The organism is Streptomyces smyrnaeus (assembly GCF_017676345.1).
Lineage (GTDB): Bacteria > Actinomycetota > Actinomycetes > Streptomycetales > Streptomycetaceae > Streptomyces > Streptomyces smyrnaeus.
In genome coordinates this window covers 367085-391984 of sequence record NZ_JAFFZM010000001.1, presented here as the reverse complement: position 1 = coordinate 391984, position 24900 = coordinate 367085, and the positions used below count along the sequence as shown (strand labels likewise).

Genomic DNA, 24900 nt, shown 5'->3' with positions numbered 1-24900 from the left:
GACGTCGGCCGAAGCTCCGGCCCCGAACAGCGCGACGGCCGCCCGGCACTGCCGGGCGGCCGTCGTCGGTGTGCGCGGGCGCGGGGTCTCAGGCGCCGGCGCCCTCCGCGCCGTCGGCGGCGGCCTGCGCCTCGGCGGCGCGCCGCACCTCGTCCATGTCCAGCTGCCGGGCCTGACCGATGAGGTCCTCCAGTGCTGCCTCGGGCAGCGCGCCGGGCTGTGAGAACACCAGGGTGCGGTCCCTGATGATCGCGAGCGTCGGGATGGACTGCACCTCGAAGGCGGCTGCGAGCTCCTGCTGGGCCTCCGTGTCGACCTTGGCGAAGGTCAGGTCCGAGTGCCGTTCGGCGGCGGCCTCGTACACCGGGGCGAAGCTGCGACAAGGGCCGCACCACGAGGCCCAGAAATCGATCAGGACGAAGTCGTTTTCCGAGACCGTCTCCTCGAAGTTTTCCTTGGTCAGCTCGATCGTGCTCATGCTGTCTCCTGCCATGGGGGCATCAGGGCGGGCCGCGCCCTGGCGCCGGGGAACAAACTGTGCCGGGGTCCACATTCCCCGAGCCGGTTCCCGGCACAGGCCATGGCAACACACCCGGACCCGGGACGGCACCGCCGGGTACACGTCCCGTACGGGGTCCTGTCCACGCGATGCCGGAGGGAGTGGCCGAAAGTGGCTGCAGAAGCGGTGGCCGAAACAGCGGGCGGAGGGGTCCACAGCACTCGGGTGATGACCATGAACGTGCTGGCGCCCCAGTACGCCGACCCGGCGGCCCGGCGGGCGGTACTGGCCCGGGAACTGCACCGGCTGCGCCCCGATGTGCTCGCCCTGCAGGAGGTGGGCCGCGACGAGCTGCCGGCCCTCGCCGGGGACGGTTGGCACCTCGCCCCGCACCCTCGGTGGTCGGCCGACGGCGTGGGTGCCGTGCTGGCCTCCCGACGGCCGTTCGGCCCCGTCACGGCCGACCCGCTCCAGGTGACCGGGCGCACGGCGCGCACCGAGTGGTGCGGAGCCGTCGCCGCCGAGCTGCCGCTCCCCGAGCCGTTCGGCACGCTGCTGGTGGTCCACCACAAGCCGAGCTGGCCCTACGACTACGAGCACGAACGGGAGCTGCAGGCCCTCGCCGCCACCCGCCTCGCCGAGCAGGCCGCCGCCGCCCGTCCCGTGCGTCACACCGTCCTGCTCGGGGACCTCGACGCCACGCCGGACGCCGCGAGCCTCCGGTTCCTGCGGGGTCTTCAGACGCTGGACGGTGTCGGGGTCTGCTTCCAGGACGCCTGGTCGGCGGTGCACCCCGGCGAACCCGGACCCACCTTCGGCCCCGGCAACCCCCTCGTCCGGCAGGGTGACATGCCGGCGGTGGCGGACCGCCGTATCGACCACATCCTGGTGCGCTGCGGCTCGCACGGCCCCACCCTGCGGGTCTCCGGCTGCGAGCGGGTGCTGGTGCAGCCGGTGGACGGGGTGCAGGCCAGCGACCACTACGGGCTGCTCGCCGACCTCACGCTGCCGGACCACCCTCCGGGCCGGTGGGCCCTGCAGCGCTGAGTGCCGCGTGCACCGGAGCGCGGCCGGGAGGTCATCCCTCGGCGTTCCGCACCTCGAAGCCGCCACGGCCGTCGAACCGGACCTCTCGTACGGCGTCGAAGCCGTCTGCCGGGGACGGCCTGCGCAGGCGCCGGTGGGTGGCCCGCAGGCCGACGTCCGGCACCCGGGCGCGGCCGACCCGGGCGGCGTTGCGGCTCAGCGAGGCCGCGAGGTCGGGCGGGAACCAGTAGGCGGTCACCCGGGCGCCGTGCGCGTGGCCCAGGGCGATCAGGGGCGCCCATTCCTCCGGTGAGGGATTGGTGTTGTCCACCGCGACGGGCTGCCCGGCCGCCAGCGCCTGGTCGATCAGTCGCAGCTGACGCCGCTGCTTGTTCCGGGCCGAACGGGGGAACAGGTCCTTGCTGACCAGCAGATGGCCGCCGACGGGCCCGCTGGTGCGCCCATCGGTGCGGGCGCCGGTGTGTTCGCCGGAGAGGTGCTGCCGATGGAAGGAGGACTTCCCGGCGGCTTGCAGCCCGACCAGCACGGCCAGCTCCGGGCCGCCCCTCTCCGGCGCGTTCCGCTCCACCACCTCCTCCGGGTGGCCCCGGGGCCGTGCGGACAAACGGGAGGGGGCGGCGGCCGGCCGGCGCGTTGGCTCAGCAGCCCGGCCCTCGGACCTACCCCAGGTGGCCGATCAGCACTTCGTGTGACCGATCAGCGCGGTGAGCTCCGCCAGTTCGTCGGCGGTCAGGTCGGTCAGCGGCGGGCGGACGGGTCCGGCGCTGTGGCCGGTGGCGGTCATCCCGGCCTTGACGATGCTCACGGCGTACCCGGGCCGCCGGTCGCGGAGTGCGGTGTAGGGGAGGACGAAGTCGGTGAGCAGCTTGGAGACGACCTCGTGGCGGCGGTCGCGTACGGCGCCGTAGAACTCCAGGGCGAGTTCGGGGACGAAGTTGAACAGGGCCGAGGAGTAGGTGGTCACACCCAGCTCCAGATAGGGCCGCGCGTACGTCTCCGCGGTGGGCAGACCGCCGATGAGGGTGAGGCGGTCGCCGAGCCGGGCATGGACGCGGGTGGCGGTCTCGATGTCGCCGACCCCGTCCTTGTAGCCGATGAGGTTGGGGCAGGCGTCGGCGAGCCGGACGAGGGTGTCGGCGGTGTAGACGGCGTTGGCGCGGCTGTAGACGACGACGCCCAGCGAGGTGGCCCGGCAGACCTCCGCCACGTGCTGGGCCAGCCCTTCCTGGCCGGCTTCGGTGAGGTAGGGCGGGAAGAGCAGCACTCCGTCCGCGCCGGCCCGCTCGGCGGCCACGGCGAACTCGACGGCCGCCTTGGTGCCGTACCCAGCCGGGGCGAGGATCGGCGTGTCCTGCGGTGCCGTGCGTACGGCCGCCGCCACCACGCGGGCGACCTCCGCACTCGTCAGCGAGAAGAACTCGCCGGTCCCGCCGGCCGCGAAGAGCCCGCCGACCTGGTGGCGGGCCAGCCGGGCGATGTGCTCCCGATAGGCGTCCTCGTCGAAGGAGAGGTCGGGCCGGAAGTGCGTCACCGGGAAGGACAGCAGCCCGGAGCCGAGCCGGCGGCCGAGTTCCGGAGGGGTGAAGGACGTCATGGACGGGGTGCTCCTGTGTCGGAGGGGCGGGGAGGGGCGGACGCGGGGGAGGCGCGCGTGGGTCAGGCGCGCGTGTGGGGCGGGCGCCCGGGTCGGGGCGCGTGTGGGTCAGGGACGCTTGCCGACCTCGTGCTCGGCCTGCGTCCAGGCGCGGGCCTGGTCGCTGAGGGTGATGCCGAGACCCGGGCGGGCGGGTATGTGCATCCGGCCGGCGCCGGTCTCCAGCCGCTCGTTGAACAGCGGTTCCAGCCAGTCGAAGTGCTCGACCCACGGCTCGATGGGGTAGGCGGCGGCCAGGTGGAGGTGGATCTCCATGGCGAAGTGCGGGGCCAGCTGCAGCTGCTGGTGCTCGGCGAGCGCCGCGAGCTTCAGGAACTGGGTGATACCGCCGATGCGCGGGGCGTCGGGCTGGATGACATCGGCCGCCCCCTGGCGGATCAGCTCCCAGTGTTCGGCGACGCTGGCGAGCATCTCACCGGTCGCCACCGGGGTGTCCAGCGCGGCGGCGAGCGCCGCGTGGCCCTGGGCGTCGTAGGCGTCGAGCGGCTCCTCGATCCACACCAGGTCGAACGGTTCCAGCGCGCGGCCCATCCGCCGGGCGGTGGGCCGGTCCCACTGCTGGTTGGCGTCGACCATGAGCGGGACGTCGTCGCCGACGTGTTCGCGGACCGCCCGCACCCGCTCCAGATCCCGCTTGCTGTCCGGGTGCCCGACCTTGATCTTGAGCCCGCCGATCCCGGCCTCCAGGGACGCGGTGGCGTTGGCCAGTACCTCTTCGGTGGGCGTGTGCAGAAATCCGCCGGAGGTGTTGTAGCAGCGTACGGAATCGCGATGGGCGCCCAGCAGCTTGGCCAGCGGCAGTCCGGCCCGCTTGGCCTTCAGATCCCACAGGGCGACGTCGAAGGCGGCGACGGCCTGGGTGGCCAGTCCGCTGCGGCCCACCGAGGCGCCGGCCCACACCAGCTTCGTCCAGATCCGGCCGATGTCGCTGGGGTCCTCATCCAGCAGTTGGTCGGCGATCTGACTGGCGTGCGCGAACTGTCCCGGGCCACCGGCCCGCTTCGAATAGCTGAAGCCGATGCCCTGGTGGCCTTCCTCGGTGGCGATCTCCGCGAACAGGAACGCCACCTCCGTCATGGGCCGCTGCCGCCCGGTGAGGACCTTGGCGTCGCTGACCGGGGTGGCCAGCGGAAGGAGCACCGAGGAGAGTCGGACCCAGGAAATCCTGTCCCCGGTCGCCGCGTCGGCGCGCTGCGCCGCGTGGCCTGCCGTATCGGAGGTCGAGAGGGGCGTCGTGGTCACCACTGTGTGTCCCTGGGGTGTGAGGTGGTTCGGGCTTGCGGGCCGGTGGCGGGCAGCGCTGCCGCTGCTGTGCGCGGAGCCGGGGCTCGCCGTCGACCGCCTCCGAAGCTAGGGTCGGCGATTGATCCACGTCCAACATAAGTTTTGGATACGACCATACCGGGACGGCATCGTTGTTCACCCTGGCACAACTCACGAGCTTCATCGCGGTGGCCGAAGAGCTCCACTTCACGCGGGCCGCGGAGCGGTTGCGGATGACCCAGCCGCCGCTGAGCCGGCAGATCCAACTGCTGGAGAACGAGCTGCGCGTCCAACTGCTCGACCGCACCAACCGGTCCGTACGGCTGACGCCCGCCGGGCGCTCCTTCCTCCACGAGGCCCGCCGCATCGTGCGGCAGGCCGAGCACGCCACGCTCGCCGTACGGCAGGCCTCGACGGGTGAGGCGGGCGCGCTGGCCATCGGCTTCACCGCCGCCAGCGCCCACTCGGCCCTCGGTTCGCTGCTGGACGTGGCCCGTAGTGCCATGCCCGGCGTCGAGGTCGTCCTGCGCGAGTTGGTCACCCGCGACCAGTTGGAGGCGCTCACCGAGGGGTCGCTCGATCTGGGGTTGATCCGGCCGGCCGCGGTCGGCCCCGAACTGAGGCTGCGGCCCGCCGGGCGCGAGGGCCTGCTGGCCGCGCTGCCGACCGGCCACCCGCTGGCCGCCAAGGAAGGGGACCTGGAGGTGGGCGACTTCGACGGCCAGGACTTCCTGATGTACTCGCCGATCGAGGCCCGCTACTTCCACGAGCTGCTGATCAGCATCTTCCGGGCGGCACAGGTCACCCCCGTCTTCACCCAGTACCTCAGTCAGATCCACAGCATCCTGGCCCTGGTGGATGTGGGCTGGGGCATCGCCCTGGTGCCGCAGACGGCGGCCCGGATGCGGCATGCGGGCATCACCTTCAAGCCGCTGGCGCTGCCGAACCCCGAGCCGGTCCAGCTGAACCTGGTGTGGCACGAGAAGAACGACAACCCGGCGCTGCACTCGCTGTTGCGACAACTGGGACCCCAGGAGTCACAGCCGTAGCACCCGATCCTTCAAGGAAGGTATCGCAGACAACAAAATTCACAATGGACGGGAATGGAGACCGAACCTACGGTCAGTCCTCAGCCGCCGGACCTGTGGCTTGGACCACACGCACGGCAGGACCACCCGCGGCAGCGCAGCCGCAATCCCACGGTCTAGGAGACTGACCCATGCCCGCTCTCGACCGCCAGGACGAGCCGGTGACCCCCGCCCCCGCCGCCGCGACCTCCGCGGCCCCCCGCACGGCAGGCCGCCTGAGATATCTGATCCTGGCGATGCTGTTCACGGTCACCACCATCAACTACGCCGACCGCTCCACCCTTTCGATCGCCGGCGACTCGATGCAGAAGGATCTGCACATCAGCTCGGGCGAGTTGGGCGTGCTCTTCTCGGCCTTCTCCTGGTCCTACCTCATCGCCCAGATACCCGGCGGCTGGCTGCTGGACCGCTACGGATCGAAGAAGGTCTACGGAGCGGCGATCTTCCTCTGGTCGGTGTTCACGATGGCCCAGGGCGCCATCGGCTTCTTCGCCGGAGCCGCCGTGGTGCTGCTGTTCATCCTGCGCTTCGTGGTGGGCCTCGCCGAGGCCCCGTCCTTTCCCGGCAACTCCCGTATCGTCGCCGCCTGGTTCCCCACCAAGGAGCGGGGACTCGCCGCCGCGCTGTTCAACTCGGCCCAGTACTTCGCCACCGTCGCCTTCGCCCCGCTGATGGGCTGGCTCGTCGTCACCATGGGGTGGGAGCACGTCTTCACCGTCATCGGCGGACTGGGCGTGGTGCTGGCGCTGGTGTGGACCAGGGTCATCCACCCGCCGCGCAGCCACCCGCGCCTCAAGCGCACCGAACTCGAACACATCGCGGCGGGCGGCGCCGTCGTCGACATGGACGCGCCGACACCCCGGGAGACGACCCGGGCCGAGGCCGCAACGACCGGCAGGCAGAACCTCGCCCACATCAAGGCGATGCTGCGCAACCGCACCATGTTCGGCGTCTTCGTCGGTCAGTACTTCATCAACACCATCACCTGGTTCTTCCTGACCTGGTTCCCCGTCTACCTGGTGCAGGATCGCGGCATGACCATCCTGGAGGCGGGTTTCGTCTCCTCGCTGCCCGCACTGTGCGGCTTCACCGGCGGCGTCCTCGGCGGCTTCCTCTCCGACCAGCTCGCCCGGCGCGGCCTCAGCCTCACCACGGCCCGCAAGATACCCGTCATCACCGGACTGCTGCTGTCCACCACCATCCTGATCTGCAACTACGTGTCCGCCTCCTGGCTGGTCGTGCTCATCATGTCCCTCGCCTTCTTCGGCAAGGGCCTGGGCGCCCTGGGCTGGGCCGTGATGTCCGACGTCTCGCCCAAACAGATCGCCGGCCTCGCGGGCGGTGTCTTCAACACCTTCGGCGCCCTCGCCGGCATCCTGACCCCGCTGGTCATCGGCTACCTCATCGACGCCACCGGCTCCTTCGACCTGGCCCTCGTCTTCGTCAGCGCCTGCGCCGCCATGGCCGTGGTCAGCTATCTGGTCATCGTCAAGGACATCCGCCGGATGGAACTCACCGAGCTGTGACCCCGCCCGCACCGCCCGGAGGCCTGTGCCGCGGGCGATTGTGCGGCGGCTGAATTCTTACGGTGCGGCAGCCGATGAGGTGTTCTCCCGGGCGGGAATGGGGAGCGGCTTGGGTGGGTGGAGCGGCAGCCCGCGTTCCGCCCGGGAGACACCAGGGACAGCCGGACAGCAGGGACAGCAACGGCTCGGCGAAGGGGCGGCGGACGATGACCGGCACCGGAGACGAACACGCGGTCGAACCGCTGAGTGAGGCGGCAGCACTCGCGTACGTACACGGCATCTGTTTCAAGACGGGACCACCGCGCCGCGTCGGCGTCGAACTCGAATGGCTGGTCCGCCCGCTGCCGCCACCGCACGGTGGACCCCCGCACACCGCACCGCACCCTCCGCCCACCGGGGCCCCGACACCGTCTCCCTGGCCCACCGGAACCGCAGCGCCGCAGCCCTCCCACCAGGACCGGGCCGGGGCCCGGGTCGGGGCGGGCACCCTGCGCACAGCCGCCGCCGCGCTCCGCGGCGTACCGCTCACCTCAGCGATCTCCCTCGAACCCGGCGGGCAACTGGAGTTCAGCTCCCAGCCGGCCACCTCCCTCGCCGCCTGCGTACGGGCCGTCTCAGCGGATCTCGCCGCCGCCCGCGAACAGTTGCGCCGGCACGGCATCGCACTCCTGGGCCACGGGCTCGACACCCGCCCTCCCCTCCGGCTGCTGGAGGACCGGCGCTATCGCGCCATGGAGACGTACTTCGACCGCACCGGCCCGGCAGGGCGGGCGATGATGTGCTCCTCCGCCTCCGTCCAGATCTGCCTCGACGCGGGTACGGCCGAGCCGGGACCGTTCGGCCTGGGCCGCCGCTGGCTGCTGGCGCATCTGCTGGGCGCCGTGCTCACGGCGGCGTTCGCCAACTCACCGGCCGTCGAGGGGCCCTGGTCCGGATGGCGCTCGGCGCGGCAGGGCGTATGGGCCGCGCTCGACGGCTACCGCAACCTCGCACCGCCCGGTAGCGACGGCGACCCGCGTGCGGCGTGGGCGCGGTACGCGCTGGACGCGCCGCTGCTGTGCGTCCGCTCGGCACAGGGCCCGTGGACGGTGCCCCGCGACGGGATGACGTTCCGGCAGTGGATCCGGCGCAGCGCCCGCACCGGACCCGGCCACAACCGGCTCCGGCCGCCCCGGCTGGACGACCTCGTCTACCACCTGACCACCCTCTTCCCACCCGTACGCCCCCGGGGACACCTGGAGCTGCGGATGATCGACGCCCAGCCCGGTGAGGACGGCTGGATCGTGCCCCTCGCGGTGACCACGGCGCTGTTCGACGACGCCCAGGCCAGCGAGAGCGCCTATCGCGTCGTCAAGCCGCTGGCCGACCTCGCCACCGTGGGGCCGGCCCCGCGCAACTCCCTGTGGCAGCGCGCCGCCCGGGACGCACTGACCGACCCCGAGCTGCACGCCGCGGCCCGCGACTGCTTCGACCTCGCCCGCCGGGCACTGCCCCGGCTGGGTGCGGGCCGCCGGGTGCGGGCCGCCGTCGAGGAGTTCACCGCGCGCTATGTCGTACCCGGCCGCTGCCCGGCCGACGACCGGCCCGACGCCGACGACCGGACGGCCACCGCCGGCCGGCCCGACCCGCTCGGGGCCACGCCGGCCGGGCCCGCCCCGCCTGACGGCGGTCCCGCACCAGGACCGCCCGAGACCGCCCCCGGACAGCAGGGAGAACCGTGGTGACCGCTGCCCACGGGCGCGCCGCGCTGCGCGCCCACGCCTTCGATGCCCTCACCCGCGCCCGTACCCGCACACTGGCGCTCTCCGACTGTGTGGAGGACGCCGAACTCACCGCGCAGCACTCCCCGTTGATGTCCCCGCTGGTGTGGGACATGGCCCACATCGGCAACCAGGAGGAGCAGTGGCTGCTGCGGGCCGTGGGCGGCCGGGCGCCGCTACGGCCCGAGATCGACTCGCTCTACGACGCCTTCGAGCACCCGCGCGCCGAGCGCCCCTCGCTGCCGCTGCTGCCGCCCAACGAGGCCCGCGCCTATCTGGCGAAGGTGCGCGGGGACGCCTTCCGGGTGCTGGAGCGCGCACAGCTGGAAGGACGCCCGCTGGTGGCGGACGGCTTCGCGTTCGGCATGATCGCCCAGCACGAGCAGCAGCACGCCGAGACCATGCTCATCACCCACCAGCTGCGGCGCGGCCCGGCAGCGCTGACCGCGCCGCCACCGCCCGCGGCGCCCACCGGGACGGCGGCGCTGCCGCGGGAAGTGCTCGTCCCGGGCGGGCCCTTCACCATGGGCACCGACGACGAGCCGTGGGCGCTGGACAACGAACGGCCCGCCCACCGCCGGGAGCTGCCGGCCTTCTGCATCGACACCCTCCCGGTCAGCAACGGAGCCTATCTGCGCTTCATCGAGGACGGCGGCTACGCCGACTCCCGCTGGTGGACGCCCGCGGGCTGGGACCATGTGTGCCGCAACGGGCTGCGGGCGCCGCTGTTCTGGCGGCAGGAGCAGGGCGGCTGGTGGCGCCGCCGCTTCGGGGTGCGCGAACCCGTACCGGAGGCGGAGCCGGTGATGCACGTCAGCTGGTACGAGGCCGACGCCTACGCGCGGTGGGCGGGGCGGCGGCTGCCCACCGAGGCCGAGTGGGAGAAGGCGGCCCGTCTCGACCCGGACACCGGGCGCAGCCGCCGCTTCCCCTGGGGCGGTGCCGACCCGGAACCCCACCACGCCAACCTGGGCCAGCGGCACCTGAGCCCCGCCCCCGTGGGCGGTTACCCCGACGGCGCCTCCGCGCTGGGGGTGCGGCAGTTGATGGGGGAGGTGTGGGAGTGGACGTCCAGCGACTTCGCGCCCTACCCGGGCTTCACCGCCTTCCCCTACCGGGAGTACTCGGAAGTCTTCTTCGGCCCCTCCTACAAGGTGCTGCGCGGCGGCTGCTTCGGCACGGACCCGGTGGTCGCCCGGGCGACGTTCCGCAACTGGGACCATCCGGTGCGCCGGCAGATCTTCGCCGGGTTCCGCACCGCGCGCACCCCCGCGCCGGAGGAGTCGGCGTGAGCGCCCCGGGTACGCCGAACCGAGCGACGGGCAGCCGCTGATGTGCCGCCATCTGGCCCATCTGGGCCCCGCCCGGCCCTTGGGGGAGCTGCTGCTGGCGCCGCCCCACTCGCTCCACCGCCAGTCGTGGGCCCCGCGCCGACAGCGGCACGGCACCGTCAACGCCGACGGTTTCGGGGTGGGTTGGTACGCCGACGGCGATCCGCTGCCCGCCCGCTACCGGCGGGCCGGGCCGATCTGGGCGGACGGCTTCTTCCCCGATCTGTGCCGGGTCGTACGGTCGTCGGCACTGGTGGCCGCCGTACGGGACGCGACGACCGGCTGTGCGGCAGGCGAGGCGGCAGCGGCCCCCTACACCGCGGGGCCGTGGCTCTTCAGCCACAACGGTGCCCTGTCCGGCTGGCCCGCGTCCGTCGCCCGGATCGCGGCCGCGCTGCCGCCGGACGAGCTGCTGGGTCTGGAGGCGCGCTGCGACTCGGCGCTGGCCTGGGCGCTGGTGGGGCACCTGCTGCGGGCGGGCGCCGGACCCGGCCCCGCGCTGGCCGAGGCAGCCGCCCAGCTGACCGCGGCCGCCCCCGGCTCACGCTGCAACTTCCTGCTGACCGACGGCCGTACGCTCGCCGCCACCGCCTGCGGCGACACCCTCTGGTACCTGCTGAGGGCCGGTACGTCCCTGACCGTCGCGTCCGAACCGCACGACGCGGACCCGGGCTGGCGGCCGGTCCCCGACGCACATCTGCTCACCGGCGATCCGGGCGGCATCGAGCTGACCGCCCTGAAGGAGTCTCACGCGTGACCTCGAACTCCCGGTTCACCCTCACCCGCACCCTGCCCGCGAACGCCACTGACGCCGCACTGGCCTCGGACGTCACCCAGGGGCTGACCCGCTTCCCCAAGACGCTGCCGCCCAAGTGGTTCTACGACGCACGCGGCAGCGAGCTGTTCGAACAGATCACCGAGCTCCCCGTCTACTACCCCACCCGCACCGAGGCTCACATACTCCGGGAGTCCGCACCCGAGATCGCCCGGCTCACCGAGGCGCGCACCCTGGTCGAACTGGGCTCGGGGTCCTCGTACAAGACCCGGCTGCTGCTGAGCGCGCTCGGCCCCCCGCTGACCTATGTGCCCGTCGACGTCAGCGAGTCCGCGCTGGCCGAGGCCGGGCACGCGCTGCTCGCCGACCACCCCGGGGTGACGGTGCACGCCCTGGTCGCGGACTTCCAGCAGCGGCTGCCGCTGCCGCCGTGCCCGGAGCCCAAGCTGCTCGCCTTCCTCGGCGGCACCGTGGGCAATCTGCTGCCCGCCGAACGGGCCCGGTTCCTCGCCTCGCTGCGGGCCCGCCTGGGTCCGCACGACGCCCTGCTGCTGGGCACGGACCTGGTCAAGGACCCCGCGACGCTGGTCGCCGCGTACGACGATCCGGACGGCGTCACCGCCGCCTTCAACAAGAACGTCCTGCACGTCCTCAACGGCCGGCTGGGCGCCGACTTCGACCCGGACGACTTCGCCCACGTCGCCGCCTGGGACAGCGACAACGAGTGGATCGAGATGCGGCTGCGGGCCCGCCGGGCCCTCAGTGCGAAGCTGCCCGCCCTCGACCTGAGCGTCGACTTCCGGGCCGGGGAGGAACTGCGTACCGAGGTGTCGGCGAAGTTCCGCAGGCAGGGCGTGCGCGCCGAGCTCGCCGCCGCGGGGCTGCGACTGCACCGCTGGTGGACCGACCCCGCACACCGCTTCGCCCTCAGCCTCGCCGTGCCCGCTCCGGTCGCGTCGTGAGGGCCGCCGTGCGCATCCTGTGGGGGTGAGGTACGAGCAGACCACGACCGTTGCCGGGGACGCCGACGCGGTCTTCGCCCAGGTCACCGAGGAGCTGCGCCGACGGGGGCTGCCGGCCGAGGTGGACCGGGACAGCCGCACCGCGGTGTGGGCCTCCGGGCCCGGCAGCGGCTGCGCCGGGCAGCTGTACGTCACCGACGCGCGGCTGCCCGGCGCGCGTGTCACGGTCGGTGTCGAGACGGACGCCGCCGACGCGGTCCGCATCCTGGCCGGGATCGACCGGGCTCTCGCCGCCCTTCCCGGCGACGCCTGAGGCGGGGGCCGGTCTCCGTCCGTCCGCCGGCCGGCGGGCAGCCGCGAGGTCAGCGGCCGGGCGGAAGGGGCGACGGGCACACCCCATGGCGCGCCCTGCTCCTTCGGCGCCCGGTCACCGGCTCAGCTCGACCTTGCCGAACAGCGCGGCGTAACCGCTGGGCAGCTGGCTGAGCAGTTGGTTGAGCTCGCCACCGGAGACGGCTTCGGCGAGTGTCGACAGCACCGCACTGGCGTCCCACTCGGCGGTGCGGGGCCGCGCGTTGGTGCGCTCGGCGACATGGGCGCAGAACTGCTCGACGCCGTACGTCTCCGCCGGGTCCTCCCCGGCCTCCGCCACGACCGGACCCAGCGGACCGGGCAGCTGGGCCGCCAACTCCTGCGCCTTGACGGGAGTGATCCGGGAGGCGAGGACGCTCAGTACCGCCCGGGTGACCTCTTCGGCCTCCGCCCGGTTCTGGTACTCGCCTCGCTCGCGGACCTGGGCCAGGAACTCGTCGTACCTCATGGTCAGCTCCTTCGTACCGCTGGACCGGTGCTCTCCCGTCACGCGGTACCCCCTTCCGGCGCATCTATGGGCCGGTCGGCAGCCCGGTGTAGTTCTCCGCCAGTTCCGCGGCGGCGTGCGGTGAGGTGGCGATCCGGTCCAGCTGGGACAGCTGCAGGCGGGTGTCGAAGGAGGACTGACCCGGTGCGATGTGCAGGGTCGTGGTCATGAAGTGCGAGAAGTGCTCGGCCCGCCACACCCGCCGCAGACAGGTGTCCGAGTAGCTGTCGAGCAGCTGCGCCGAGCCCGTTTCGTACAAATGTACGAAAGCACGGGCGAGGACCGTCACGTCGGAGGCGGCCAGGTTGAGCCCCTTGGCGCCGGTCGGCGGGACGATGTGCGCGGCGTCCCCGGCGAGCAGCACCCGGCCGAACCGCATCGGCTCGGTCACCGAACTGCGCATCGGCAGCACCGATTTCCGGGTGATCGGGCCGCGGTTGAGCCGCCACGTCCGGTCGGCGCCGAAGCGGGCGTCCAGCTCCTCCCAGATCCGCTCGTGAGGCCACGCGTCCGGCTCCGTGCCGTTCGGCACCTGGAGGTAGAGCCGGCTGACCGCGGGAGAGCGCATGCTGGCCAGTGCGAAGCCCCGCTCGGAATGGGCGTAGACGAGCTCGTCGTAGCAGGGCGGTGCCTCGGCGAGGATGCCCAGCCACGAGTACGGAAAGGTGCGCTCGTGGACGCTGCGCGCACCCTGGGGTGCGGCACGCCGCACCACGCCGTGGTGCCCGTCGCAGCCGACGACGTAGTCGCAGGTCAGCGTCGTCTCCTGGCCCCGGTGCAGGTAGTGGACGGTGCAGTGGTCGGCGTCCGCCGCGGCGCCGGTGACGGCCCGCACCGGTGCCTCGAACAGCAGCGGACCGCCCTCCTGCAACTGGAGCGCCACCAGGTCCTTGACGACCTCGGTCTGTGCGTAGACCCATACCCGTCGGCCCCCGGTGAGGGCGGGGAAGTCGATGCGGTGACGGCGCACGCCGAAGCGGAGTTCGATCCCGTCGTGCGGCAGCCCCTCGCGGTCGAGCCGCGCTGCTGCGCCCGCCCGGCGCAGGGTGTCCACGGTGCTCTGCTCCAGGATCCCGGCCCGCTGCCGCTGCTCGACGTACGAGCGGTCCCGGCTCTCCAGTACGACGCAGTCGACACCGCTCCGCCGGAGCAGCAGGGCCAGCAGCAGCCCCGCCGGGCCCGCGCCGACCACGGCCACCTGTGTATGACGGGGAGGGTTCATATGCGCACAGCTCCTTCGTCGGTGCGGCCGTCGGCCGGCCCCCAGTGGTCCAGCAGAGCCGCAGTGACCGCGTCGCTCCGCTCGACACCGGCCAGATGCGCGGCCCCCTCGATCTCGACGAGAGAGGCGCCGGGGATGCCCTCGGCCAGCTCGCGGGCGTGCGCGGGCGGGGTCGCCGGGTCGCGGCTGCCGGCGACGACCAGCGTGGGCGCGGCCACCCGGTGCAGCTTGGCGCGCAGGTCGAAGGCGCCCAGCGCGTCGCAGCAGGCGGCGTAGCCGGCGGAGTCGGCCGCCGCGAGATCGGCCAGCAGCCGACTGCCGATACCGGTGGCGGCGGTGGCCGGGTCGGCGAACCAGCGCCCCGGAGTGGCGCCGAACAGCGCCCGGGTGCCCGCGGCGCGCACCAGCGCTGCCCGCTCCCGCCAGCCGTCCGGCTCGCCGAACCGGGCTGAGGAGCACACCAGCGCCAGCGAGTCGACGCGCCCGGGGCGGTGCACGGCGAGCTGGGTGCCGAGGGCGCCGCCGAGGGAGATGCCCGCGTAGCGGAAACCGCCCCAGCCGTGGTGGTCGGCGAGTGCGAGCACATGAGCGGCCAGCTCGGCCACGGTGGTTCGGCCGGGCGCCGGGTCGGCCAGGACATCGGTGGGGGAGCCGCCGTGCCCGGGCAGGTCGTAGCGCAGCACGCGGTGGTGGCGTGCCAGCGCGGGCAGCTGCGGCTCCCAGACGGCGAGCGAGGTGCCGAGGGAGGGCCCGAGGATCAGCGGCACTCCGTCGGCCGGGCCGTCGAGACGGTGGTGGAGCAGGGTCACGGTTCCTCCCCGGGAGCCTGCTCGGCCCACGGGACCGGGGGCCGGGCCGACGCACGGTCCGCCAGCTGTGCCGCGCACCCCGTGGCGCGGGTCGGATCGCTCAGCTCCTGCCAGACGTCCTCCGCCACGTCCGCCAGCTCCGGCAGCTCGCGCAGTACGTCGACCAGCGGCACCCGCGACGCGGCGGAGCGGGCCGCCGCGTCGCCGACCAGGGACTTCGCCCGCTCTCTTCCCACGTACGCGGCCAGCGCGACCGCGGCGTGCTCGGAGAGGATCCGGCCGTGCGTCAGCGCGAGGTTCTCCCGCATCCGCTCGGGCCGCACCCGCAACTCCTCGGCGAGTTCGGCGGCGCACCGGGCGGCTCCACCGGTCAGACGGAGGGCTTCGCGGAGGCACTGCCACTCGCTGTGCCAGGCTCCGGCCGGCCGTTCGTCCTCCGCCACGAGCGCGCCGAACAGCGTCCCGGCGAGGGCGGGGAGCTGCCGGGCCGCTGCCGTGACCAGGGTGGCGCGCACCGGGTTGGCCTTGTGCGGCATGGCTGACGAGCCGCCGGCGCCGCTGCCGCCGCCCTCCGCCACCTCACCCACCTCGGTACGGCCCAACACCAGTACATCGGCGGCGAACTTGCCCAGCGCCCCGGTGGTGTGCGCCAGCGCGGCGGCCAGGTCGGCGACGGGAGTGCGCAAGGTGTGCCAGGGCAGTGACGGCTCGGCCAGGCCGGTCTCCTCGGCGAAGACGCCCGGCAGCCGCAGTGCCGTGCCGGAGGGGGCCTGCTGCCCCGCGCAGCTTCGGGCGTAACCCTCGAAAGCGGCCAGCGTGCCGGCCGCTCCGCCCAGCTGCGCGGGCAGCGTCTCCCGCACGGCCGACAGGCGCCGCCATGCGTCGAGGGCGAGCGACCGCCATCCCGCGGCCTTCAGCCCGAAGGTGGTGGGTACCGCGTGCTGGGTCAGGGTGCGGCCCGGCAGCGCGCTGTCCCGGTGGGTGGCCGCCAGTTCGGCGAGGGCCGCCGCGGTGCGGTCCAGGTCCACCAGCAGCAGCCCGAGCGTACGGTGCGCGACCAGCATCGCCGCGGTGTCCATGATGTCCTGGCTGGTGGCGCCCCGGTGGATGTGACCGTCCGCCCGAGGACCGGCCGCCGCCGTCAGCTCGGCGACCAGCGGGATGACCGGGTTGCCGCCCGCGCGGGCCCGCAGCGCCAGCTCCCGCACGTCGTACCGCGCCGCTTCGGCCGCCTCGGTGACGGCCGTCGCTGCTGCCGCGGGCGCCAGTCGGAGCCGGGCCTGGGCCCGGGTGAGTGCTGCCTCCGCGTCCAGCAGCGCCTGGAGGAAGGCGGCGTCACCGGTGGCGGCCTCGGCGGGTGAGCCGGCCCGCACCGGGGAGAGCAGTCCCACGTCGGCGCCGTCGTCGGCGCCCTGACCGGGGACGCGGCCGGCGGCGTCGGTGGGTGTGCGGTCAGCCGACGGGGAAGTCAAGAAAGACCGTCTCCTTCTCGCCCTGGAGGCGGATGTCGAACCGGTAGAGCCGTTCCCGCTCCCGGGTGGCGAGCAGGGTGCCGAGGCGCTCGGGCGGCAGGGCACCGAGCACCGGGTCCGCCGCCAACGCCTCGGCGTGCTCCGGCAGGTGGATACGGGTGTGCAGATGGTGGAGCAGCCCGCGCGCGAAGACCAGCACCGACAGGTACGGCACGGCGCCGGGCCGGGGCGCGCCGGGCGCCAGGGTGCGGACCGTCCAGTGGCCGTCGGCGTCGGTCGGCACCCGGCCGAATCCGGTGAAGCGCACCCCGTCGCGGCCCACGACGTTCCCGGTGACCGGGTCGTGGCGCAGCGAGCCGGGTGCTCCCGCGGTGGAGCCCGCCGGGTCGGTCTGCCATATCTCGATCAGCGCGTCCGGTACGGGAACCCCGGCACCGTCGTACACCTGCCCGTGGACGGTGAGCGTCGCAGGGGCTCCGGCGGGTGCGAGGTCGCCGCCGCCGGGGAAGGGCAGCGCGTAGCCGTAGAACGGGCCGACGGTCTGCGAGGGGGTGGGCGGCAAGAGCGCGTCGCGCGTGTGCGGCTGTGGTCCTCGCGTGCGCGGCAGTTCGTCGCGCGCGTGCGGCAGTTCGGTCATCATTCCCGCCCTTCCTCGAACCAGGTGGCGGCCGGGCCGTCCAGAACGATGTCCCAGCGGTAGCCCAGCGACCACTCGGGCACCGTCAGCGTGTGGTCCCAGGCGGCGACCAGGCGGTCGCGTGCCGCCTGGTCGGTGACGGACTGCAGGATCGGGTCGTACGGGAAGAGCGGGTCCCCCGGGAAGTACATCTGCGTCACCAGCCGCTGGGCGAAGGCCTCACCGAAGACGGAGAAGTGGATGTGCGCGGGCCGCCAGGCGTTGGTGTGGTTGCGCCACGGGTAGGCGCCGGGCTTGACGGTGGTGAAGGCGTACCGGCCCTCGTCGTCGGTCAGACACCGGCCGAAACCGGTGAAGTTGGGGTCGAGCGGCGCCGGGTGCTGGTCGAGCTGGTGGGCGTAGCGGCCGGACGCGTTGGCCTGCCACACCTCCACCAGCTGTCCGCGTACGGGGCGGCCGAGCCGGTCGAGCACCCGCCCGCTGACGGTGATGCGCTCCCCGAGCGGCGCGCCCTGGTGGTGCCGCGTCAGATCGCTGTCCAGCGCCGTGACGTCGGTGACGCCGAAGACCGGTCCGGTCAGCTCCACGGCCTCCGGGTCGCTCAACGGCACCGGCCGCTGCCGGGGGAAGCGCAGGGCGCTGCTGCGGTACGGCGGGAAGTCGCGGGGCGGGTGGTGGCGCGCTTCGGGCCCGGCGACCCGCGTGCGAATCGGCGACTGCGCCGGTGTCTGCGCCCGGGTGCGTCCCTGGGGCCGCGTACCTTCCTGCGCCCGGGCGTGGGCGGTGGCGATCTCCGCGTCGATGTCCGTCTGGGTGGGCGGGGTGCTCATCGGACTCCCTCCGGGACGTGCACCTCGGCCGCGGTGTTCTCCAGCACATCGGCCACGGCGACCCCGGGCGCACGCTCGACGAGCACGAGACCGTCGCCGGTGACATCGAGGACGGCCAGGTCGGTGACGACCCGGTCCACACAGCCGCGCCCGGTGAGCGGCAGCGAGCACTCCGCCACCAGCTTGGGGCTGCCGTCCTTGGCGGTGTGCGTCATGATGACCAGGACGCGCCGGGCGCCGTGCACCAGATCCATGGCTCCGCCGATGCCGGTGACCAGCGTGCCGGGAACGGCCCAGTTGGCGAGGTCACCCCGCGCGGAGACCTGCATGGCGCCGAGCACGGCGGTGTCGATGTGGCCGCCGCGGATCATCGCGAAGGAGAGCGCCGAGTCGAAGTACGACGCGCCCGGCAGCACCGTGACGGTCTCCTTGCCCGCGTTGATCAGGTCCGGGTCGATCTCTTCCTCGGCTGGGTAGGGACCGGTGCCGAGGATGCCGTTCTCCGATTCGAGGGTCACCTGCACACCGGTCGGCAGCCGGCCGGGTATCAGGGTCGGCAGGCCGATGCCCAGGTTGACGTACTCGCCGTCGCGCAACTCGGCGGCTGCGCGCGCCGCCATCTGCTCACGGGTCCAGGCCATCAGCGCTCCGCCTTCCGCTTCGCGGCGTCCTTCGCGGTGTCCTTCGCCTCGTACTGCTTCGCTTCGTTCCGTACGGTGCGCTTCTCCACGCTCTTGTCGGCGGCCTGCCCGGGAGTGAGGGCCACGACGCGCTGCACGAAGATCCCGGGCAGCTGCACATGGTCCGGGTCGATGTCGCCCGGCTCGACCAGTTCCTCGACCTCCGCGACGGTGATCCGGCCCGCCATGGCCGCCGGCGGGTTGAAGTTGCGGGCGGACTTGGCGAAGACCAGATTGCCGTGCCGGTCCCCGCGCGCGGCCCGGACCAGCGCGAAGTCGGTCCTGATGGCGCGCTCCAGCACATGGGGGACGCCGTCGAACTCGCGGACCTCCTTGGCCGGTGAGGCCACGGCGACCCCGCCGTGCCCGTCGTACCGCCAGGGCAACCCGCCCTCGGCGACCAGCGTGCCCACGCCGGCGGGTGTGTAGAAGGCGGGGATGCCCGCACCTCCCGCGCGCAGCCGCTCGGCCAGAGTGCCCTGCGGGATGAGTTCGAGCTCGATCTCACCGTCCAGGTACTGGCGGGCGAACTCCTTGTTGCCGCCGATGTAGCTGCCGGTCACGCGGGCGATGGCGCCGTCGGCCAGCAGCCGGGCCAGGCCGGTGCCCATCGCCCCGCAGTTGTTGGAGACGACGCCGAGAGCGCGTACTCCTCGTGCGCGGACGGCCTCGATCAGCACCGCCGGCACCCCGCTGAGGCCGAACCCTCCGACGGCGAGCGTCGAGCCGTCCCGGACGTCCGCCACCGCCTCCGCGGCCGTGGCCACCACTTTGTCCATGCGGTTCCGGCCCCTCCCTCGGTGTTCGCAGAGTGAACTATGGTTCATTCCCGAGCGCCCGGTGAGTCTCGTCCCGCCGACCACCCTTGTCAATGCCCGATACCGTGCGTCAGCCGCAGCCGCAGCCGCAGCCGCAGCCGCAGCGACGCCGCCGAGGAAACCGCCCGACACCCCGCCGCACCCGCCCCGCACCCACCCGGAGCTCCCATGCCCCCCACCCCTCCGCCCCCGCACCAACAGCGCACCCGGAGCGCCGCGGTGGCGGAACCCGGTACCGGACGACGCGGGCACGCAGACGGCGCGCAGCCCGCACGAGGTGGCCAGTCCGTGGCGACGCTGGAACGAGGACTGGCGGTGATCCGGGTACTGGCGGAGCAGCCCGGCGGACGGCTCAGCCGCGCCGAACTGGCCCGCACCTGCGGTACGGCCCGCGCGACACTGGACCGGATCGCCGCGACCCTCACCCACCTCGGCCATCTGCGCGCGGAGGCACAGGACCTCCAGCTGGCCCCGCGCACACTGGAGTTCGGCAACGCCTGTCTGACGGCGAGCGGGCTGACCGAGGCGCTGGGAGAGCCGGCCCACCGACTCGCCGACGAACTGGACGAGTCGGTCTCGGTCGCCGTACCCGACCGGGACGGTGCCCGCTTCGTCGTCCAGTGCCCCAGACGCCGGGCGATGGCCGTCACCTTCCACATCGGGGATCTGCTGCCCGCCGAGCGCTGCGCCCCCGGCGCCCTGTTCGCCGCCGACTGGGACGAGGAGGCGTGGGAGCGCTGGCGCCGTCGCCTCGAAGTCGACCCGCACGCCACCGGATTCCTCGCCCTTCCGCCCGCCCGGCCGCACCGCGCCCGCCGCACCGCGCCCAACCCTGGGACCGAGGCCGACTTCGCAGCGCGCGTCGCCGATGCACGCCGGACCGGGGTGGCCGTGGACGACCAACTCGTCGAGCCGGGGCTGGTGGCCGTCGCGCTGCCCGTTCACGGACCGCACGGCACGGTGGTCTGTGCCGTGAGCGTCGTCAGCCACACCAGCCGCCATACGGCCGACAGCCTCACCGCGCACGCCCTCCCCCGGCTGCGGGCCTGCGCCGCGGCCATGAGCGAACGGTTGGCCGCCCCCGCCGCACCGCCCGCCGCGCAGGGGCCGCCACCGCCGACGCCGCCGTCACCCGCGACTGCCGCGCAGCCCCTCACCGACGCCGCGGCGCTGCGTGCCGCCAAGGACGAACTGGGCCCGGACTTCCTCCAGTCGCTGGCCCGGGGCCTCGCCGTCCTGGCCGCACTGCGCGTGCCCGGCGGCATGACGCTCTCCCAGGTCGCGGCGGCCACCGGATTGTCGCGGGCGACCGCGCGGCGCCTGCTGCACGCGCTGCGGGATCTGGGCTACGTCGGTACGGGGAGCGAGGAGAGCCGCTTCATACCGCTGCCGCGCGTGCTGGAGCTGGGGCATGCCGCACAGGCGGGGCTCACCTTCGAACGGCTGGCGACCCCGCACCTGGCCGACCTGGTACGCCGAGTGCACGACTCCGCCTCGATCGCCGTGCTCGACGGCACGGACATCCGCTATGTGGCCCGGGTCGCCGCCACCCGCGTCATGGGCGTGGACCTCGGGGTGGGCACCCGGCTGCCCGCGTACGCCGCCGCGATGGGCCGTGTCCTGCTGGCGGGCCTGCCGCCGGCCCGGGCCGCGGACCGGCTGGCGCACTCCGCCCCGGCCCCGCTGACCCGCCGCACCCTCACCGGCCTGCCCGAGTTGACCGCCGCCGTGGACGCCGTACGGCGTGACGGGTACGCCCTGGTCGACCAGGAGCTGGAGGACGGACTGCGCTCCGTCGCCGTACCGCTGCGCGACCGCGCCGGCCGCGTGGTCGCCGCCCTCAACGTCGCCGCCCACGCCGCCCACCGCACCCGGGAGGACCTCCGCCACACGGTGCTCCCCGAACTCCGCGCCACGGCCGGCCGCATCGAAACCGACCTGACAGCCGCCACCGAACACCACCCGACGGCCGCCCCCTGACACGCCCCCGCCCGCCCGACGGCCTCGACCACAGGAACCGGCGGGCAACTGCCCGGTGGTCCGCGCGGGTCGGCCCCCCAGCCGGCGGCGGAGGGAGCACAGCGGCAGCGTAGGGCGGTGGAGGTGTCGGTCAGCGGCTCGCGTAGGGGAGGAGGGCCATCTCGCGGGCGTTCTTGATGGCGGTGGCGAGTTGGCGCTGCTGCTGGGAGGTGACGCGGGTGACGCGGCGGCTGCGGATCTTGCCGCGGTCGGAGATGAACTTGCGCAGCAGATCGGTGTCCTTGTAGTCGATGTAGGTGACGCCTGCCACGTCCAGCGGGTTGGGACGGGGGCGCTGCTGTTTGCGGTCGGAGTTGCGGCGGGGCATGGGTGCTCCTTGGTGTGGTGGGTGTCAGGAGACGGGGGAGAGGAGGTCGTCGAAGGCGGCCGGGAAGCGCTTCCAGGCCTCGCGTCCGGCGGCGTACTCCGCGTCGGTGAGCAGACAGCTCTCCAGCAACTGGGTGAGTCCCTCGCGGTCGAGGCCGGGCGAGATGAAGACCAGGTGCTGGCAGCGGTCGCCGTGCCGGGGGTGCCAGTCCAGGGAGGCGGCGGCCCGGCGCATGGGCGGCACCAGATCCCAGGCGGCGTCCGGGAGGGAGGCCAGCCACGGCCCCGCGGTCTCCACGCTCAGGGCGCCTCCGGCGGCGTCCCAGCCCAGCAGGGTGTCGGGCCGGTCGGCGAGCCAGAATCTGCCGCGGCTGCGCGCCGCCGCGCAGGTCAGGTCCTCCAGGGCCTGGTAGAGCCGGCCCGGGTGGAAGGGCCGGTGGCCGCGCCAGACGAGGGTGGCCACGCCCGCCTCGTCGGCCTCTTGGGGCAGCAGCGCGCACGAGGGGTGCTGGGCCGCCGCGGCGGTCTCGACGTCGAAGCCCGCGAAGGCGAGCTGGGCCAGCTCCGGCGAGTCGAGCGGCACCTGCCGTGCCGTGGGGTGGAGTTGGGTGAGCAGTGCCCGGTCCTCGTCGTCGGCCTCGTCCTCGTCGACGAGGGCGAGCACGGGCGCGTACTCCAGTTGCCGGGCCAGGGTGTCCGCGACGGTGCGCTGGTCGGTGGCGGCCGCGGCGAGTCCGGCCTCTGTGAGGTCGTCACCGTTGGCCAGGCAGGGCAGCACCAGCGCCGGGTCGACCGCGGTGATCACATTGGTCGGTCCGACCGTGTGCCCGCCGTGCGCGGCGACGGCCTCGGCCATCGCCATGGGCTCGACGGAATCCCACAGTTCGACGACGGCGAGCCGCGCGCTCCCGGCCAGCCGGAGCAGCTCCGGCATCAGGTCCTCGCGCAGCGCGCAGCAGGCGCAGTCGTTGACCAGGGGCGCCGCACCGCGCGAGACCTCGCCCGTGGCGTCGCGCACGGTACGTGTCACGGTACCGTCGGCAGCGGATCCCAGGTCGTGGTGGAGTGCCACGCTGCCGGGCACGTCGGCCAGGAGCCGGTCGACGGCGCGGCGGCGCGCGTCGGCGTGCATGCCCGCGACGAGGACGACGGGCAGCTGGGGGCGCTCCTTTTCGGGCGTCATCGTTCCGCTCCGTCCCGCCCGTCGCGTCCGTCCCGTCCGGCGTCTCCGTCCCGCCCGGCGCGGCGCTCGGTGCCGGAGCGGCCGTAGCGGCGCTCGAACCGCTCGACGCGTCCGGCGCTGTCCACGACGCGGGCGGTGCCGGTGTAGAAGGGGTGGCTGCGCGAGGAGATCTCCACGTCGACGACGGGGTAGGTGTTGCCGTCCTCCCACTGGACGGTCCGCTCGCTGGTGAGCGTCGAGCGGGTCAGGAAGGCGTAGTCGGCGCTCTTGTCGCGGAAGACCACCGGGCCGTACGCGGGGTGGGTTCCAGGCTTCATCTCGGGTGCCTCTCCCTCGGGTCTCTGGGGCTGTCTCAGCGTCTGCCGGGCTGTCTCAGCGCTCTTCGCGGAAGTCGACGTGGCGGCGGGCGCGCGGGTCGTACTTGCGCAGGGTCAGCCGGTCGGGGTCGTTCCGCCGGTTCTTGCGGGTCACGTAGGTGTAGCCGGTGCCCGCGGTGGAGCGGAGCTTGACGAGGGGGCGTAGTTCGTTGCGAGCCATGGCAGCCACTATATTGCTAATGGAAATCATTTCCAATTGAGTCCCACGAGAGGTAGGTAACACCCGTGTCGGCCCACTGCCAGCTCACCGGGGCGCAACCGCGCTTCGGCAAGACCGTCTCCCACTCCCACCGGCGCACGTCCCGCCGCTTCGACCCCAATGTGCAGCGCAAGCGCTACTGGCTGCCGAGCGAAGGCCGCTACGTGCGGCTGAGGTTGAGCACCAAGGGCATCAAGACCGTGGACGCGATCGGCGTCGAGCGGGCCGTGGCCCGGATCCGCTCGCGGGGCGGGAGGGTCTGATGGCGAAGAAGAGCAAGATCGCGAAGAATGAGCAGCGCCGGGCGACGGTGGCGCGCTACGCGGCCCGCCGTGCCGAGCTCAAGGAGATTCTGCGCGCTCCCTCGTCGACGGACGCCGAACGGCGCGCGGCGCTGGCGGAGTTGCGGCGTCAGCCGCGCGACGCCAGCCCCACGAGGGTGCGCAACCGGGACAGTGTGGACGGCCGCCCCCGCGGCCATCTGCGTACTTTCGGGCTCTCCCGCGTCCGCTTCCGCGAACAGGCGCACGCCGGTCATCTGCCGGGAGTCACCAAGTCCTCCTGGTGACGTCCTGCTGAGCGAGGAGCGGGGAGCGGCGGCTTCGAAGGCGTGAAAAACGGCGTGGAGAGGCTCGTCCTTGGAGGTTCGGAGTGAGCCTCTCCACGCCCGTCACGGGTGCGGTCGGCCGGCCTGGGCCGGCCTGCGGCCGTCAGCCGTTCTGCATGCCGCCGAACATGAAGAAGGCGGAGTCGTTGATGATGTTGTCGTCGTCCGAGATCTTGACGACGACCTTCTTGTTGTGGATCTCCTTGTGTACCTTGCCGTGGCCGCCGGCCACCGCCGAGGCCGTGCCGGCCGCGGCCAGACCGAGCGTCACCAGGCCGATGGCAAGGGAGCGCGTGAGGGTGCGCATGAAAACCTCCGTGAAGGTCCGAAGAACGAGGACCGCTCCATCGTCACCACCCGGCCGGGCATCACAGAGCAATATATGAAGGACACGGCATAACGGACCCGAATGGCTCAGACGCGCCTCGCCACTTCCGCGCCGCCGCCCAACGGTCGGCCGGGGCCCGGCGGCCGACGCCCGGGCCCGGGTGCCGCTCCCGTCGCTGTCCTCTCCGCCGGACCACCGATGCCGGTGCCGGGTGCCCGGTGGCTGCGCCGACGCCTCGTTCACGGGCGGTGCGGTGGTGCGGCGTTGGCCCGCGGCTCGCCCGATCGGGTGGGCGGCCCCGGAGTTGGGCGTGGCGACGGAATGCCCGGTTCATGGGCAGGTGCACTCTTGTGCGGGTCTGGCACATAGAACAAGGGAGGATCATCATGCGCATCCGTACCGCGGTTGCCGCCTCTGGTCTTGCCGCCACCGCCGTTCTCGGCGGGGCCACGGCAGCGGCCGCCGACTCGGGGGCCCAGGGCGGCGCGTCGCACTCGCCGGGGGCGATCTCCGGCAATGTCGTACAGGTCCCGCTGCACGTACCGGTCCAGCTGTGCGGCAACACCATCAACATCGTCGGGCTCGTCAACCCCGCGTTCGGCAACGCCTGCGTCGCCGACTGACACGG

Annotated in this window: 28 protein-coding genes and 1 pseudogene; 12 read left to right on the top strand and 17 right to left on the bottom strand. The window is 73.3% G+C overall.

Annotation, left to right across the window (positions count from 1 at the left end; all coding sequences use genetic code 11):
- Positions 1 to 88: 88 nt before the first annotated feature.
- Positions 89 to 478, bottom strand: a complete 390-nt coding sequence (gene trxA, locus JW613_RS01800) for a thioredoxin (protein ID WP_099885363.1) — start codon at positions 476 to 478, stop codon at positions 89 to 91.
- Between the two features lie 192 nt (positions 479 to 670).
- Between trxA and JW613_RS01795 the strand changes: the two genes are divergently transcribed.
- Entirely contained in the window at positions 671 to 1546 is an 876-nt protein-coding gene (locus tag JW613_RS01795; protein WP_209208899.1) for an endonuclease/exonuclease/phosphatase family protein, read from the top strand.
- 31 nt (positions 1547 to 1577) lie between these two features.
- Here JW613_RS01795 and JW613_RS01790 read toward each other — a convergent pair whose 3' ends face one another.
- The 3 genes from JW613_RS01790 to JW613_RS01780 all read right to left on the bottom strand — a co-directional run bounded on the left by JW613_RS01790 (position 1578) and on the right by JW613_RS01780 (position 4442).
- Positions 1578 to 2114 (bottom strand): AAA family ATPase, encoded by a 537-nt coding sequence (locus tag JW613_RS01790; protein ID WP_307865750.1) that lies wholly within the window; start codon positions 2112 to 2114, stop codon positions 1578 to 1580.
- Positions 2115 to 2222: 108 nt separating this feature from the next.
- Complete coding sequence (kdgD, locus tag JW613_RS01785; protein WP_209208898.1) at positions 2223 to 3140, bottom strand: 5-dehydro-4-deoxyglucarate dehydratase; 918 nt, start codon at positions 3138 to 3140, stop codon at positions 2223 to 2225.
- Between the two features lie 108 nt (positions 3141 to 3248).
- A complete protein-coding gene (locus JW613_RS01780) occupies positions 3249 to 4442 on the bottom strand; it encodes an L-talarate/galactarate dehydratase (protein WP_307865749.1) in 1194 nt (397 codons plus the stop codon).
- A 173-nt stretch (positions 4443 to 4615) separates the two neighbouring features.
- Here JW613_RS01780 and JW613_RS01775 point away from each other — a divergent pair, with 173 nt between their 5' ends.
- From JW613_RS01775 to JW613_RS01745, 7 genes are all read left to right on the top strand, one after another.
- Complete coding sequence (locus JW613_RS01775; protein ID WP_209208896.1) at positions 4616 to 5512, top strand: LysR substrate-binding domain-containing protein; 897 nt, start codon at positions 4616 to 4618, stop codon at positions 5510 to 5512.
- 170 nt (positions 5513 to 5682) lie between these two features.
- Positions 5683 to 7077, top strand: coding sequence for an MFS transporter (locus JW613_RS01770; protein ID WP_209208895.1), 1395 nt, complete (start codon positions 5683 to 5685; stop codon positions 7075 to 7077).
- A gap of 206 nt (positions 7078 to 7283) precedes the next feature.
- A complete protein-coding gene (egtA, locus tag JW613_RS01765; protein ID WP_209208894.1) occupies positions 7284 to 8801 on the top strand; it encodes an ergothioneine biosynthesis glutamate--cysteine ligase EgtA in 1518 nt (505 codons plus the stop codon).
- A complete protein-coding gene (gene egtB / locus JW613_RS01760) occupies positions 8795 to 10129 on the top strand; it encodes an ergothioneine biosynthesis protein EgtB (RefSeq protein ID WP_209208893.1) in 1335 nt (444 codons plus the stop codon). Before egtA ends, egtB begins: the two co-directional genes overlap by 7 nt.
- A 40-nt stretch (positions 10130 to 10169) precedes the next feature.
- On the top strand, positions 10170 to 10925 hold the full coding sequence (gene egtC, locus JW613_RS01755; RefSeq protein WP_209208892.1) for an ergothioneine biosynthesis protein EgtC: 756 nt from the start codon (positions 10170 to 10172) through the stop codon (positions 10923 to 10925).
- Positions 10922 to 11905 carry an L-histidine N(alpha)-methyltransferase gene (egtD, locus tag JW613_RS01750; RefSeq protein WP_209208891.1) on the top strand — a complete coding sequence of 328 codons (984 nt, stop codon included), beginning with the start codon at positions 10922 to 10924 and terminating at the stop codon, positions 11903 to 11905. The genes egtC and egtD overlap by 4 nt, the downstream gene beginning before the upstream one ends.
- Positions 11906 to 11930: 25 nt before the next feature.
- Positions 11931 to 12218: a hypothetical protein gene (locus JW613_RS01745; protein WP_209208890.1), complete on the top strand. Its 288-nt coding sequence runs from the start codon at positions 11931 to 11933 to the stop codon at positions 12216 to 12218.
- A gap of 114 nt (positions 12219 to 12332) precedes the next feature.
- On the opposite strand, the gene JW613_RS01740 is transcribed toward JW613_RS01745, so the two are convergent.
- From JW613_RS01740 to JW613_RS01705, 8 genes are all read right to left on the bottom strand, one after another.
- Positions 12333 to 12725: a DUF2267 domain-containing protein gene (locus JW613_RS01740; protein WP_099885372.1), complete on the bottom strand. Its 393-nt coding sequence runs from the start codon at positions 12723 to 12725 to the stop codon at positions 12333 to 12335.
- A 64-nt stretch (positions 12726 to 12789) separates the two neighbouring features.
- A complete protein-coding gene (locus tag JW613_RS01735; protein WP_209208889.1) occupies positions 12790 to 13986 on the bottom strand; it encodes a 4-hydroxybenzoate 3-monooxygenase in 1197 nt (398 codons plus the stop codon).
- Entirely contained in the window at positions 13983 to 14795 is an 813-nt protein-coding gene (locus tag JW613_RS01730; protein WP_307865747.1) for an alpha/beta fold hydrolase, read from the bottom strand. Before JW613_RS01730 ends, JW613_RS01735 begins: the two co-directional genes overlap by 4 nt.
- On the bottom strand, positions 14792 to 16186 hold the full coding sequence (pcaB, locus tag JW613_RS01725; protein WP_307865776.1) for a 3-carboxy-cis,cis-muconate cycloisomerase: 1395 nt from the start codon (positions 16184 to 16186) through the stop codon (positions 14792 to 14794). The genes JW613_RS01730 and pcaB overlap by 4 nt, the downstream gene beginning before the upstream one ends.
- Positions 16187 to 16247: 61 nt before the next feature.
- Positions 16248 to 16907, bottom strand: a complete 660-nt coding sequence (pcaG, locus tag JW613_RS01720) for a protocatechuate 3,4-dioxygenase subunit alpha (RefSeq protein WP_372447883.1) — start codon at positions 16905 to 16907, stop codon at positions 16248 to 16250.
- Positions 16904 to 17734 (bottom strand): protocatechuate 3,4-dioxygenase subunit beta, encoded by an 831-nt coding sequence (gene pcaH, locus JW613_RS01715; protein WP_209208887.1) that lies wholly within the window; start codon positions 17732 to 17734, stop codon positions 16904 to 16906. The genes pcaG and pcaH overlap by 4 nt, the downstream gene beginning before the upstream one ends.
- Positions 17731 to 18375, bottom strand: coding sequence for a CoA transferase subunit B (locus tag JW613_RS01710; protein WP_209208886.1), 645 nt, complete (start codon positions 18373 to 18375; stop codon positions 17731 to 17733). Before JW613_RS01710 ends, pcaH begins: the two co-directional genes overlap by 4 nt.
- On the bottom strand, positions 18375 to 19193 hold the full coding sequence (locus JW613_RS01705; RefSeq protein WP_209208885.1) for a CoA transferase subunit A: 819 nt from the start codon (positions 19191 to 19193) through the stop codon (positions 18375 to 18377). The genes JW613_RS01710 and JW613_RS01705 overlap by 1 nt, the downstream gene beginning before the upstream one ends.
- A 207-nt stretch (positions 19194 to 19400) precedes the next feature.
- Between JW613_RS01705 and JW613_RS01700 the strand changes: the two genes are divergently transcribed.
- Complete coding sequence (locus tag JW613_RS01700; protein WP_209208884.1) at positions 19401 to 21212, top strand: IclR family transcriptional regulator domain-containing protein; 1812 nt, start codon at positions 19401 to 19403, stop codon at positions 21210 to 21212.
- Between the two features lie 130 nt (positions 21213 to 21342).
- On the opposite strand, the gene rpsR is transcribed toward JW613_RS01700, so the two are convergent.
- From rpsR to rpmG, 4 genes and pseudogenes are all read right to left on the bottom strand, one after another.
- A complete protein-coding gene (gene rpsR / locus JW613_RS01695; RefSeq protein ID WP_209208883.1) occupies positions 21343 to 21579 on the bottom strand; it encodes a 30S ribosomal protein S18 in 237 nt (78 codons plus the stop codon).
- A gap of 24 nt (positions 21580 to 21603) precedes the next feature.
- Positions 21604 to 22761, bottom strand: coding sequence for a CobW family GTP-binding protein (locus JW613_RS01690; protein ID WP_209208882.1), 1158 nt, complete (start codon positions 22759 to 22761; stop codon positions 21604 to 21606).
- Positions 22762 to 22832: 71 nt separating this feature from the next.
- A pseudogene (locus JW613_RS01685) lies at positions 22833 to 23078 on the bottom strand (type B 50S ribosomal protein L31); the annotation flags it as partial.
- Between the two features lie 55 nt (positions 23079 to 23133).
- Positions 23134 to 23298 carry a 50S ribosomal protein L33 gene (gene rpmG / locus JW613_RS01680; protein ID WP_099885384.1) on the bottom strand — a complete coding sequence of 55 codons (165 nt, stop codon included), beginning with the start codon at positions 23296 to 23298 and terminating at the stop codon, positions 23134 to 23136.
- 65 nt (positions 23299 to 23363) lie between these two features.
- Between rpmG and rpmB the strand changes: the two genes are divergently transcribed.
- Positions 23364 to 23600 carry a 50S ribosomal protein L28 gene (gene rpmB / locus JW613_RS01675; protein WP_209208880.1) on the top strand — a complete coding sequence of 79 codons (237 nt, stop codon included), beginning with the start codon at positions 23364 to 23366 and terminating at the stop codon, positions 23598 to 23600.
- Positions 23600 to 23905, top strand: a complete 306-nt coding sequence (rpsN, locus tag JW613_RS01670) for a 30S ribosomal protein S14 (RefSeq protein WP_209208879.1) — start codon at positions 23600 to 23602, stop codon at positions 23903 to 23905. The genes rpmB and rpsN overlap by 1 nt, the downstream gene beginning before the upstream one ends.
- A gap of 142 nt (positions 23906 to 24047) precedes the next feature.
- Here rpsN and JW613_RS01665 read toward each other — a convergent pair whose 3' ends face one another.
- On the bottom strand, positions 24048 to 24251 hold the full coding sequence (locus JW613_RS01665; protein ID WP_209208878.1) for a hypothetical protein: 204 nt from the start codon (positions 24249 to 24251) through the stop codon (positions 24048 to 24050).
- Between the two features lie 407 nt (positions 24252 to 24658).
- Between JW613_RS01665 and JW613_RS01660 the strand changes: the two genes are divergently transcribed.
- Entirely contained in the window at positions 24659 to 24895 is a 237-nt protein-coding gene (locus JW613_RS01660; RefSeq protein ID WP_209208877.1) for a chaplin, read from the top strand.
- The last annotated feature ends 5 nt before the right edge of the window (positions 24896 to 24900 follow it).

Bases quoted from the DNA above. Each gene is read 5' to 3' on its own strand.
- rpsN (WP_209208879.1), top strand. From the start codon at position 23,600: ATGGCGAAGAAGAGCAAGATCGCGAAGAATGAGCAGCGCCGGGCGACG.
- JW613_RS01710 (WP_209208886.1), bottom strand. From the start codon at position 18,375: ATGGCCTGGACCCGTGAGCAGATGGCGGCGCGCGCAGCCGCCGAGTTG.
- rpmG (WP_099885384.1), bottom strand. From the start codon at position 23,298: ATGGCTCGCAACGAACTACGCCCCCTCGTCAAGCTCCGCTCCACCGCG.
- JW613_RS01740 (WP_099885372.1), bottom strand. From the start codon at position 12,725: ATGAGGTACGACGAGTTCCTGGCCCAGGTCCGCGAGCGAGGCGAGTAC.
- pcaG (WP_372447883.1), bottom strand. From the start codon at position 16,907: ATGATGACCGAACTGCCGCACGCGCGCGACGAACTGCCGCGCACGCGA.
- pcaH (WP_209208887.1), bottom strand. From the start codon at position 17,734: ATGAGCACCCCGCCCACCCAGACGGACATCGACGCGGAGATCGCCACC.
- egtA (WP_209208894.1), top strand. From the start codon at position 7,284: ATGACCGGCACCGGAGACGAACACGCGGTCGAACCGCTGAGTGAGGCG.
- egtC (WP_209208892.1), top strand. From the start codon at position 10,170: ATGTGCCGCCATCTGGCCCATCTGGGCCCCGCCCGGCCCTTGGGGGAG.
- rpsR (WP_209208883.1), bottom strand. From the start codon at position 21,579: ATGCCCCGCCGCAACTCCGACCGCAAACAGCAGCGCCCCCGTCCCAAC.
- JW613_RS01665 (WP_209208878.1), bottom strand. From the start codon at position 24,251: ATGCGCACCCTCACGCGCTCCCTTGCCATCGGCCTGGTGACGCTCGGT.
- JW613_RS01770 (WP_209208895.1), top strand. From the start codon at position 5,683: ATGCCCGCTCTCGACCGCCAGGACGAGCCGGTGACCCCCGCCCCCGCC.
- trxA (WP_099885363.1), bottom strand. From the start codon at position 478: ATGAGCACGATCGAGCTGACCAAGGAAAACTTCGAGGAGACGGTCTCG.
- JW613_RS01705 (WP_209208885.1), bottom strand. From the start codon at position 19,193: ATGGACAAAGTGGTGGCCACGGCCGCGGAGGCGGTGGCGGACGTCCGG.
- JW613_RS01660 (WP_209208877.1), top strand. From the start codon at position 24,659: ATGCGCATCCGTACCGCGGTTGCCGCCTCTGGTCTTGCCGCCACCGCC.
- JW613_RS01690 (WP_209208882.1), bottom strand. From the start codon at position 22,761: ATGACGCCCGAAAAGGAGCGCCCCCAGCTGCCCGTCGTCCTCGTCGCG.
- JW613_RS01735 (WP_209208889.1), bottom strand. From the start codon at position 13,986: ATGAACCCTCCCCGTCATACACAGGTGGCCGTGGTCGGCGCGGGCCCG.
- kdgD (WP_209208898.1), bottom strand. From the start codon at position 3,140: ATGACGTCCTTCACCCCTCCGGAACTCGGCCGCCGGCTCGGCTCCGGG.
- JW613_RS01700 (WP_209208884.1), top strand. From the start codon at position 19,401: ATGCCCCCCACCCCTCCGCCCCCGCACCAACAGCGCACCCGGAGCGCC.